The sequence below is a fragment of the Frankia nepalensis genome (assembly GCF_016786325.1).
In the GTDB taxonomy this organism is placed as follows: Bacteria; Actinomycetota; Actinomycetes; order Frankiales; family Frankiaceae; genus Pseudofrankia; species Pseudofrankia nepalensis.
Genome location: NZ_JADWYU010000197.1, coordinates 1 through 11,069, shown reverse-complemented (window position 1 = coordinate 11,069; position 11,069 = coordinate 1). Strand labels below are relative to the sequence as shown.

General features: G+C 75.5%; 8 protein-coding genes. 5 read left to right on the top strand and 3 right to left on the bottom strand.

Going from position 1 to position 11,069, the window contains the following annotated elements:
- Positions 1–1,598 (top strand): WD40 repeat domain-containing protein (locus I6A81_RS30055; protein ID WP_203010376.1); only part of this gene is annotated, 1,598 nt, incomplete at its 5' end.
- Between the two features lie 41 nt (positions 1,599–1,639).
- Here I6A81_RS30055 and I6A81_RS30050 read toward each other — a convergent pair.
- The 3 genes from I6A81_RS30050 to I6A81_RS30040 form a co-directional block, all read right to left on the bottom strand.
- Complete coding sequence (locus tag I6A81_RS30050) at positions 1,640–5,674, bottom strand: ABC transporter ATP-binding protein (protein WP_203002701.1); 4,035 nt, start codon at positions 5,672–5,674, stop codon at positions 1,640–1,642.
- Between the two features lie 150 nt (positions 5,675–5,824).
- A complete protein-coding gene (locus tag I6A81_RS30045) occupies positions 5,825–6,043 on the bottom strand; it encodes an antitoxin (RefSeq protein WP_203002702.1) in 219 nt (72 codons plus the stop codon).
- A 204-nt stretch (positions 6,044–6,247) separates the two neighbouring features.
- Positions 6,248–7,135 carry a LysR family transcriptional regulator gene (locus I6A81_RS30040; RefSeq protein ID WP_307875005.1) on the bottom strand — a complete coding sequence of 296 codons (888 nt, stop codon included), beginning with the start codon at positions 7,133–7,135 and terminating at the stop codon, positions 6,248–6,250.
- 88 nt (positions 7,136–7,223) lie between these two features.
- On the opposite strand from I6A81_RS30040, the gene I6A81_RS30035 reads away from it, so the two are divergent.
- The 4 genes from I6A81_RS30035 (at position 7,224) to I6A81_RS30020 (ending at position 10,982) form a co-directional block, all read left to right on the top strand.
- Positions 7,224–8,084 carry a CTP synthase C-terminal region-related (seleno)protein gene (locus I6A81_RS30035; protein WP_203002703.1) on the top strand — a complete coding sequence of 287 codons (861 nt, stop codon included), beginning with the start codon at positions 7,224–7,226 and terminating at the stop codon, positions 8,082–8,084.
- Between the two features lie 145 nt (positions 8,085–8,229).
- On the top strand, positions 8,230–9,012 hold the full coding sequence (locus I6A81_RS30030; protein ID WP_203002704.1) for a maleylpyruvate isomerase family mycothiol-dependent enzyme: 783 nt from the start codon (positions 8,230–8,232) through the stop codon (positions 9,010–9,012).
- 64 nt (positions 9,013–9,076) lie between these two features.
- Positions 9,077–9,616, top strand: a complete 540-nt coding sequence (locus tag I6A81_RS44115; RefSeq protein ID WP_307875004.1) for an MOSC domain-containing protein — start codon at positions 9,077–9,079, stop codon at positions 9,614–9,616.
- Between the two features lie 301 nt (positions 9,617–9,917).
- Entirely contained in the window at positions 9,918–10,982 is a 1,065-nt protein-coding gene (locus I6A81_RS30020; protein WP_203002705.1) for an NAD(P)H-dependent amine dehydrogenase family protein, read from the top strand.
- The last annotated feature ends 87 nt before the right edge of the window (positions 10,983–11,069 follow it).

The following is an 11,069-nucleotide window of genomic DNA, read 5'->3' as shown; positions in this document are numbered from 1 at the left end:
CCGCCAGCTTGGACAGCGCCGCCAGCTTCGACAGCGCCACCGGCGACGCGGTCTGGCTCTGGGACACCAGCGACCCGAGCCGTGTCCGCCAACTCGGCGAGCCGCTGCCCCACGACAGCCTGATCACCACGGTCGCGTTCGGCCCCGGCGGGCTGCTCGCCGCCGGCGGCTACAGCACCAGCGTCGACGGCCGCGACGAGGGCACGGTCCGGTTCTGGGACACCAGCGACCCAAGCCACCCCCGCCAGCTCGGCCTGCCGCTCCCGCACAACGGTTCCGTCGGCGCGATGGCGTCGGGCCCCGGCGGGCTGCTCGCCGTCGGCGGCAACGACGGCACCGTCGGCGCGGTCTGGCTGTGGGACACCGCGGACCTGGACCAGCCCCCGCGCCTGGGCGACCCGCTCCGCCACGGCGGGACGGTCACCGCGGCCGCGTTCGGCCCCGGCGGACTGCTCGCCGTCGCGGACGGAGACAGCGGCGGCGACGCGGTCTGGCTCTGGGACACCAGCGACCCGAACCACCCCCGCCAGCTCGGCCGACCGCTGCCCTCCGGCGGCCAGATCTACGCGCTGGCGTTCGGCCCCGGCGGGCTGCTCGCCGCCGGCGGCGACGGCGACGACGACGACGACGACGACGGCATGGTACGGCTGTGGGACACCAGCGACCCGAGCCACCCCCGCCAGCTCGGGGAACCCCTGCCCCACACCGGCCCGGTCAGAACGGTCGCGTCGGGCCTGGGCGGGCTGCTCGCCGTCGGCGGCAACGACGGGCCGGTCGCGCTGTGGGACGTCGGCGATCCTGAGCATCCCCGCCAGCTCGGCGAGCCCGTGCCCCACGACGGCCCGGTCAACGCGGTGGCCTTCGGCCCCGGCGGGCTGCTCGCCGCCGCCGGCTACGACGACCGCATCGCCGACGCCAGCTCCGACGCGGTCTGGCTCTGGGACACCAGCGACCCGAACCACCCCCACCAGCTCGGCGACCCCCTGCCCCACGACAGCCTGATCACCACGGCCGCGTTCGGCCCCGGCGGGCTGCTCGCCGTCGGCGGCGGCCGCGTGGAGTCCAATGCCGGCACGGCCCAGCTGTGGGACACCAGCGACCCGAGCCACCCCCGCCAGCTCGGCGACCCCCTGCTCCACGACGGCGTGGTCACCGCGGTGGCCTTCGGCCCCGGCGGGCTGCTCGCCACCGGCGGCTACGGCGCCGAGGAGGACGGCAGCGGCGACACGGTGTGGCTGTGGGACACCAGCGACCCAGGCCATCCCCGCCAGCTCGGCGAGCCGCTGCACTACGACAGCCCGGTCGCCGTGGTCGCGGCCAGCCCCGGCGGGCTGCTCGCCACCGGCATCGCCGACGGCGTCTCGGCCGGCGACGTGCAGCTGTGGGATCTCGGCCCTCTCGCGCGGCTGCGGGACGATCCGGTCGAGGCGGCCTGCCAGCGAGCCGGCCGCGGGCTGGACGAGCAGGAATGGGCCCGCTACCTGGGCGACGAGCCGTACCAGGACACCTGCCCGGGCCAGGCCGCCATTCTGGCGGAGGCCGGCGGGCCGAACCCGACCGTCGGCGGCCTTACCGCCCCGCCGTTCGACCCCGGGTGACCTGCGACGGACCCGACATGCCCGCCGGCTCGGGCGGCGGGCTAGCGCTCGGTCGGCGCCAGCCCGGTGGCGGTCGAGGTGACCAGCTCGAAGGCGCGCCACATGGCGGCGTAGCGGCCACCGGCGGTGATCAGCTCGTCGTGGGTGCCGGTCTCGGCGACCCCGCCGGCCTCCAGGACGACGATCCGGTCAGCGTGGCGGGCGGTCTGCAGGCGGTGGGCGATGAGCACCGTGGTCCTGGCGCGCGACACCCGTCGCATCGCGGCGGTGACCCGCGCCTCGGTGGCCAGGTCCAGGTTCGCGGTCGCCTCGTCGAGCAGCAGGACCGCCGGGTCGACGAGCTCGGCGCGGGCGAGCGCGATGAGCTGGCGCTGCCCGGCCGACAGCGACCTCCCGCGCTCGGCGACCTCGTGCAGGTAGCCGCCGGGCAGGGCGGCGACGAAGTCGTGCGCGCCGACGGCGCGGGCCGCGGCCTCCACCTCGGCGTCGCTCGCCCCGGGCCGGCCGTAGGCGATGTTGTCCCGGATCGGGCCGGTGAACAGGAACGGCTCCTGCGGGACGTAGCCGAGCTGCTGGCGGAACGCCGCGAGGTCGAGAGAACGCAGGTCGTGGCCGTCGACGCGGACCGCGCCCGCGTCCGGGTCGTAGAACCGGGCGAGCAGCTTCATCACCGTCGACTTGCCAGCGCCCGTCTCGCCGACGAGGGCGACGGTCTCGCCTGGACGCACCCGCAACTCGACGCCGCGCAGCGCCTCCGGTGGCCTGGCCAGCGCCGCCGCGGCCGCCAGCGTCGCGGCAGGGCTCGGCACCGCCGTGACCGGGGCCGCCCCGGTTCGGCTGTCGCCGCGCGGGCCGCGCCGCCCGGGGACGCGGGCGACGGCGAGCTCCGCGGCGACCGCCGCCGACGCCTGCGACACCGGGCCGGTCGGGTAGGCGAAGCGCACGTCGTCGAGCACCAGCTCGCCGCGCAGCCGGCCGGGGACGAGCGGCTCGGCGGCGGGCGGCGTCAGGGTCTCCAGCCGCATGAGGTCCGCGATCCGGGCGACCGACACCCGGGTCTGCTGCCAGGCGTCGAACACCTGCGAGAGCTGCTGGATCGGCGCGAAGAACATGTTGATGTAGAGCAGGAACGCGATCAGCGCGCCGGGGGTCAGCTCCCCGTGCGCGATGAGCGCGGAGCCGACGCCGAGCACGATCGCGTCGGCGACCGCCGCGAGGAACCCGACGAACGGGAAGTAGGTCGCGACGATCCGCTGCGCGGCGACCCGCGACTGCAGGTAGGCCTGTCCCAGCCCGTGGAAGCGCTCGATCGTGCGGGCCTCGTGCACGAAGGCCTGCGCCTCGCGCACCCCGGAGATGCTCTCCTGGAAGTCCGCGTTGACGACCGCGATCCGTTCCCGCGACAGGTCGTAGAGCCGGGCCGCTCGGGCGCGGAACGGCACGGTCGCGACCGCCAGCGGGATGACGACGAGCAGCGTGAGCAGGCCCAGCTCCAGGTTCATCGCCAGCAGGGCGATGCCGACGCCGACGAACGTCACGAACGCGACCAGGGCCGAGAGCAGCCCGGTCTCGACGAGGGTGGAGAACTGGTCGACGTCGGTCGTCATCCGCGTCATGATCCGGCCGGACATCTCGCGCTCGTAGTAGTCCAGCGACAGCCGCTGCAGCTGGGCGAAGATCCGGATCCGCAGCGACAGCATGATGCGTTCCGCGGTGCGGCCGGTCACGAACGTCTCGGCGACCTGGTCGGCCCAGTCGAGCAGGGTGAGCGTCAGGAAGATCGCGGACGTCACCCAGACCGCCGCCATGGAGCCCTGGGCGACGCCGTGGTCGACGCCCGACTTCACCAGCGTCGGCCCGGCCAGCCCCACCGCCGCGTCGATCACGACCAGCAGCAGGCCGAGCAGCAGCGGCCGGCGGAACCGGCTCAGCAGCCGGCGCAGGCCGAACTCCGGCTCCGGCCGGCTCTCGGCGGCGAGGTCCACGGTGGCGGCGTCCCTGACCGGCGGCAGCGCGGCGACCCTGGCCAGCAGCTCGGGGGTGGGCGCGAGGTTGAGCCGCCACCCGCCGGCGCCGACGCCGTGCCCGCCGCCGCGGCTCCCGCCGCCGAGCCCCGCCCCGAGGGTGGGCGCGCCGACCCTCGGCGCGGACCCGCCGGCGCGCTCGGCCGCCTGCCGGGCCTTGGCCGCGTCCCAGGCCGCGGCCGTGGTCAGCTGCCCGTCGACCTGGTCGGCGATCTCCGCGAATGCCTCGACGCGGTCACCGAGACCCGCGGCGAGCTCCGGGTCCAGCCCGGACAGCAGGGCGCGGTAGGTCGCGCTGCGCGCGGTCAGCTCCTCATGGGTGCCCGTGTCGACGGCGCGGCCGGCGTCGAGGACGACGACCCGGTCGGCGAGGTGCAGCGTGGAGACCCGGTGGGCGACCAGCAGCGTGGTCCGGCCGGGCAGCACGTCGCGCAGCGCGTCGTGGATGCGCTCCTCGGTGCGGGCGTCGACGGCGCTGGTCGCGTCGTCGAGGACGAGGACGCGCGGGTCGGCGAGGATCGCGCGGGCGAGCGCGACCCGCTGGCGCTGCCCGCCGGACAGCGACAGCCCGCGCTCGCCGACGACGGTGTCGTAGCCGAGTGGCAGGCCGAGGATGAACTCGTGGGCGCCGGCGGCGCGGGCCGCCGCCTCGATCTGTTCGTCCGTCACCGCCGCGTCGGTCGCGCCGGCCCGGCCGTAGGCGATGTTGGCGCGGACGGTGTCGGAGAACAGGAAGCTCTCCTCGAACGCGAAGCCGACCTGGCGGCGCAGCGACGCGAGCCGCACGTCGCGCAGGTCGTGCCCGTCGACGGTGACCCGGCCGGAGCCGGGGTCGTGGAAACGACCCACCAGGGCGGCCACCGTCGACTTGCCGCTGCCGCTCGGGCCGATCAGCGCGACCCGCTCGCCGGCGCCGATCCGCAGGTCCAGGCCACGCAGCACCGGCGCGCCATCCGGGTAGGCGAAGTGGACGTCCTCGAAGGCGATCTCGCCGCGCAACGCGCCCGGCTCGACGGCGCCCGGCCGGTCGGCGATCGCCGGCGGCGTGTCGAGCAGCTGGAAGATCCGTTCGACGCCGGCGCGGGCCTGCTGGCCCATGGTCAGGACGCCGGCGAGCTGCCGGGCCGGCGCGGTGAACTGGGCCACGTAGGTGGAGAACGCCAGGAACGTGCCGATGGTGATCGACCCGCGCACCGCCATCCAGCCGCCGACGGCGAGGATCGCCACCTGGGCCAGCGTCGGGACCGTCTCCAGCAGCGGGCCGTAGCGGGCGCGCAGCCGGACCGCCCGCAGCCGCGCGCCGTAGAGCGCGCCGGTCGCGTCCGCGAGCCGGCGCAGCTCGCGGTCCTCCTGGCCGAACGCCTTGACGACGCGGACGCCGCCGACGTCCTCGTCGACGATCTGGGCGACGTCGCCCTCGCGCTGCTGGGCGTCCCAGCTCGCCGGGAACACCCGGATGCGCAGCCGGTAGGCGATGGCGACCAGCGCCGGCGCGACCAGCAGGCCGACGAGCGCGAGCCCCGGCGCGAGGGTGAACATGACGCCCAGCGCCACGGTCATCATCAGCAGGTTGCCGGACAGCAGCGGCAGGAAGCTCAGCAGGCCCTGCACGAGCGCCGAGTCCGAGTTGGCCCTGGCGACCAGCTGGCCCGTCGGCATCCGGCTGAGCGTGTCCAGGTCCATGGTGAGCAGGTGGTCGTGCATGGCGTTGCGCAGGTCGTTCTGGACCCCCAGCGCCGCCCGGCCGCCGTGGTAGCGGCGCAGATGCGCGAAGACGAAGCTCACGGCGGCGGCGGCGAGCAGGAGCAGCAGCCAGGGCCACAACGGCGAGTCGCGCTCGATGATGACGCCGTCGACGATCTGGCGCGCGACCAGCGGCACGACCGCCTGGGCGGCGCTGCCGAACAGCGCGCCGGTCAGCGAGAGCGCGACGGCGCCCCTGTGCCGCAGGAGGCAGCCCCACAGCCGCCGCACCCAGCCGGGTGCGGCGCCGTCCCCGCCGCCCTCGCCCGCGCCGGCCGGCGGCGGGTCGGGCGCCGGGTTCACCGGCATGCGCGGACGGCCTCGACGGGTGAGGCTGCCGGACCGGGCGACTTCATTTAGTGGACGTTAGCAAACTATGTCGCCCACAAGGATCGCCGCCGCGCGGCGCGGGCGGTCGCGCCGCCGTCCTCCACGGCGAGGACGATCAGTTCGCGACGATCAGCTCGCCTGGTCGCCGAGTCTCTCGACGAGCTTCTGGCCCTGCTCGACACCGGTGTCGATCTTGTCGCTGTATTTGCCGCCGGTGCGGTCGTCGACGAAGTCCCCGGCCTTGTCCAGCCCATCGTTGATCTGGTCGCCGTGCTTCTCGGCGAGGTCCTCGGCCTTCTCCTTGAGGTCCCCGGCCTTGTCCGCCAGATCCTTCAGGTTGTCGAACATGCGCGACCTCTCTGCCGTGATCACTGTCGTCACCCCGCTGGGGCACCTGATCCTACGAACCGCCCGGCGGCGCGCCGGATCCCCGCCGGACGGCAGGCACATTGGTGCCGACCGGTCAGCCCGATCGAGTGATCACCCGTTTGTCCGCTCCGGCGCCGCCGCCAAAAGGTCGATCCGCGCGGGTGACCATGCGCGGGCGGCGCCCTACGCGCCGAGGAAGGCGGCCAGCGCGCGGCCGGCGGAGCCGTTGTCGGCGGTGACGCCGGACAGCAGCTCGGTGCGGTACTCGATCTGCGGGGCGGTGACCGGGACGGCCGCCACGGCCGGGTGGTCGGCGACCGCCCACGCGGGCAGCAGCGTCAGGCCGGCGCCGACGGCGACGAGGGCGACCAGGCCCGCCAGGTCGGTGCCGAGGTAGCGGGCGCAGTGGATCAGGTCCTCGGCGCCGGTCGCGCGGCGCAGGTCGGCGGCTGGCGCGGCGGCGTCGGGCGCGTCGAGCCAGCGGGCCGCGTCGAGGTCCGCGAGGCGCAGGCCGGCGCGGCCCGCGAGCGGGTGGTCGGCGGGCAGGGCGACGCAGACCGGCTCGGTGGCGATCCCGACGGCGCGCAGCGGCCCGGTGTCCGGGAGGCGCAGCGGGTCGCCCGGGACGGCGAGGCCGACCGCGAGCCCCAGCTCGCAGGCGCCGCGGGCCACGGCGGTCGCGACCTCGTCCCTGGCGACGACCGAGATCGTGACGTCGAGCCGGGGCATCGCGGCGGTGGCCCGCGCGAACGCCGCCGCGAGCCGGGGCATCGCCAGCGGGCAGGCGGCCACGCGCAGGTGGTCTGGCGGCCCGCCGGCGGCGCGCAGCACGTCGGCGCGGGCGGCGGCGGCCCGCAGCAGCAAAGGCTCGGCGTGCTCCAGCAGGCGGGTGCCGGCGCTGGTCGGGGTGACCGGCCGGCGGGTCAGCAGCGCCACCCCGCCGAGGGAGGCCTCCAGGGCGGCGATCTGCTGGGAGACCGCGCTCTGGGTGTAGCCGAGCTCCCGCGCGGCGACCGAGAACGAGCCGGCGCGGGCGACGGTGGTGAACGTCCGGAGCAGCAACAGGTCCACCCCGCCAGTCTCGCCCCATTAGCGCTGCTTATCGAGTGACAATTGATTATCGTTCGACCTGAAGCAGCGGCGCGGACACCATCGGGGCATGGCTTCCTCGACCGCCGCCTCCCCAGTCGCCGCCTCCCCGGCCGCGGCCTTCCCGACCGCCGCCGCGCCGGCCGTGTCCGGGCCCGCCGCGACCGCTCCGACGAGCTTCTCGGCCGCCGCCCACGCCACCGCCCGCGTCGCCCTCGTGGGCGACCGGTCCACCGACATCGCGGCGCACGGCCGCATCCCGCCGGTCCTGCGCCAGCTGCGGGAACGCGACGGGCTCGCGCTGGACGCCTACTGGATCCCGACCCCCGACGCCGCGCGGCCCGGCGCGCTGCACGGCTTCGACGCCATCTGGCTCGTCCCCGGCAGCCCGTACGCGAGCGAGGCCGGCGCGGTCGCGGCGGCCCAGGTCGCCCGGGAGGGCCAGGTCCCGTTCCTCGGCACCTGCGGCGGCTTCCAGCACGCGGTGCTCGAGTTCGCCCGCCACGTGTGCGGCCTCGGGTCGGTCGCGCACGCCGAGGTGACGCCGGACGCGACCGACCTGCTGATCGTCGCGCTGGAGTGCTCGCTGCGCGGGCACGAGAGCGCCGTGCGCATCGAGCGCGGCTCGCTGGCCGAGCAGGTGTTCGGCGTCGAGCGTTCCGTCGAGCGCTACCACTGCTCCTACGGCGTCGCGGACGGCTACCTCGACGCGCTGCGCGCCGCCGGGCTGCGCTTCACCGGCACCGACGACGCCGGCGACGTCCGCGTGGTCGAGCTCCCCGGCCACCCCTTCTTCCTCGCGACGCTGTTCCAGCCCGAGCTGTCCGCCGAGCCGTCCCGCGTCCACCCCGTCATCCGCGCGTTCGCCGCCGCCGCCGTCGCCCACGCCGCCGCGCGGACGGCGACCCGGCGCGCCCCGGTCACCGCGTGACCCGCGCCGACGCGACCCGGGCGGTCGCCGCGGCTCCGCGCCACGTCGGCGTCGGCCCGCGGCCCCGGGACGCGTCGGGCCGGCGGCCGCGACGACGACGAGACGGCCCGACCGGACGGGCGGGCCGCGAGAACAGGGACAGGGGATGCTGACCAAGGAGCACATCGCGGCGCTGCGGCGCGAGGGCGAGCGGATGGCGGCCGCGGCGGCCGCCGCCGGCTTCGGCGCCGAGGTACCGCCGGCGCCCGGCTGGCGGGTGCGTGACCTGCTGATCCACACCGGCTGCGTGCACCGGTGGGCCGCGACCTATGTGCGGACCGGCAACGAGGTGCCGCGGCCGATCGACGGCGACGGCGCGCTCGTCGTCCCCGACGGCCAGTTGCTCGGCTGGTTCCGCGACGGGCACGCGGCGCTCGTCGACGCGTTGGAGTCCGCGGCGCCGGACCTTTCCTGCTGGGCCTTCCTGCCGGGCGCGTCGTCGCCGCTGGCCTTCTGGGCCCGCCGGCAGGCCCACGAGACGGCGGTGCACCGGGTCGACGCGGAGCTCGCGCTGGCCGCCTCCGGGCGGGCGCTCGCGGCGGAGGCCGAGCCGGTGGGCGCGCCGGGCGTGTCGGCCCGGTTCGGCGCCGACGGGATCGACGAGCTGCTGACCGGGTTCCACGCGCGGCCGCACGGCCGGCTGGTCTCCCCCGAGCCCGTCACGCTGGCGGCGCGCTGCGCGGACGTCGATGCCGGCTGGACGATCCGGATCGGGCCCGACGCGCGCGAGGTCAGCCGCGCGGCCGACGACGCCGCCGACTGTTCGATCCGCGGCACCGCCTCCGACCTCTACCTGTTCCTGTGGAACCGCCGGGGCCCGGGCGGGCTCGACATCGACGGGGACCGCCGCGTGCTCGGCCTCTGGCGCGACCGCGCCAGGATCACCTGACCGGGCAGCGGCGGCACGCCTGTGGGAGATCCCTGGCGGCGAGGATCGACTAGGGTGGGGCAACGTGGCCGGACGGATAGTGGGTGTCCACGTCAGCCCCGCGCATACCTTCAGCAAGCAGAGCCTTGACGCCATCACGCTGCTGGAGGGCCTGGGGGTGCGGGGCGACGCCCACTGCGGCGCCACGGTGAAGCATCGCTCCCGCGTCGCGGCCGACCCGTCGCAGCCCAACCTGCGCCAGGTCCACCTGATCCACGCGGAGCTGCTCGACGAGCTCGGCAACGCCGGATACGAGGTGCTGCCCGGCCAGCTCGGCGAGAACATCACGACCCGGGGGCTCGAGCTGCTCTCCCTTCCGGTGGGCGCGCGCCTCGCCGTCGGGGACGCCGTCATCCAGGTGACCGGGCTGCGCAACCCGTGCCAGCAGATCAACAACTTCCGTGCCGGGCTGCTCAGGCAGGTGCTGAAGAAAGATGGCGCCGGCGACGTCGTGCGGCTGGCCGGCATCATGGGCATGGTCGCTCGGGGCGGAACCGTCAGGCCTGGTGACCCGCTCGAGGTCCGGCTGCCGCCCGAGCCACACTTTCCACTCACCCGCGTCTGATCGTTCACCCGCGTCTGACGGTCCGCCGGGCGTTCGGGGCACGAGCCAGGGCTTCCGCCACAGCCCCCACCCCGGCCGGGCTGCCCGCGAGGGCGAGCCTTGCCGGGGCGGGGGGTCTGTGTTAGACAACCGACCAGCAGGATTTGGCGACCGCCCAACAGTCGCCGGGACCCGCGCCCCTGGTCGTTCCCACGAGATGCCACCTCATCCGATCGACGATCGGAGCCAACCGCCACGTCGGCTGGCGTGGCCACGGCTCGCGATCCTGGTCGTTCCGGATCGGTGACGGAGGAGAAGACGCATGACGCTGACAGAGCGCCCCTTACGGATTGTGCAGTGGACGACCGGTAAGATCGCGAGTGAGGCGGTCAGGGGGATCGTCGAGCGGCCGGAGCTCGAGCTCGTCGGCGCGTTCGCCTTCAGCAAGGAGAAGGTTGGCCAAGACGTGGGCGAGCTCGTCGGCCTCGGGCGGACCCTCGGGGCCACCGCCACCGACGACATCGAGGCGATCATCGCCCTGAAGCCGGACTGCGTCGTCTACATGCCGCTCTACCCGGACGTCGACCACCTGACCCAGCTGCTGCGCGCGGGCATCAACGTCGTCTCCACCGCCGGTTTCATCACCGGCCGCGCCTACGGCGCCGAGGCGCGCGCCGCCCTCGACGAGGCCGCCCGCGCCGGCGGCGCCAGCCTCTTCGGCAGCGGCATCAACCCCGGCTTCGCCGACTACATCGCCACGGTGGCCTCCGGCCCGTGCCGGGAGGTCAACTACGTCAGCGTCACCGAGTCGTTCAACATCGGGCTGTGGGCCGCGGACGCGAACCAGGACGAGCTCGGCTGGGGCCGGCCGGCCGGCGACCCCGGCCACGCCGAGGACATCCAGAAGGCGACCGCGGTGTTCGGCGACGCCGTCGAGGCGATCGCCCACCAGCTCGGCCTGCCGCTCGACGACATCCGCTGCGAGGTCGGTTTCGCCCACGCGGCCACCGACGCCGACGTCCCCGGCCGCAGTGTCCCCGCCGGCACCGTCGCCGGCATCGACGTGCGCTGGATCGGCGCCGACGCCGGCGTCGACGTCGTGGAGGCGCATGTGCGCTGGACCGTCGCCGCGGACCTCGACCCGGCCTGGGACGTCGCCATGGCCTACCTCATCGAGATCCGCGGCACGCCACAGATCAACCTGCGCATCGACGTCCTGCCCGCGGACATCGCCACGTTCACCCTCGACGACGCCTCCGCGATGGGATCGATGATCACCGCCATGCCGGCGGTCAACGCGATCCCCGCCGTCGTGGCCGCCCGCCCGGGCATCGTCACCTACGCCGACCTGCCGACCGTCGCCTCCCGGCTGCGGCCGAAGCGCTGACGGCGGGCCCGGGCCGGGCCCGGGTCCACGACCTCCCGGTCACCGCGCCTCCCCTGGCGCGGGGGCCGGGGGGTTCCACCGTGGGGG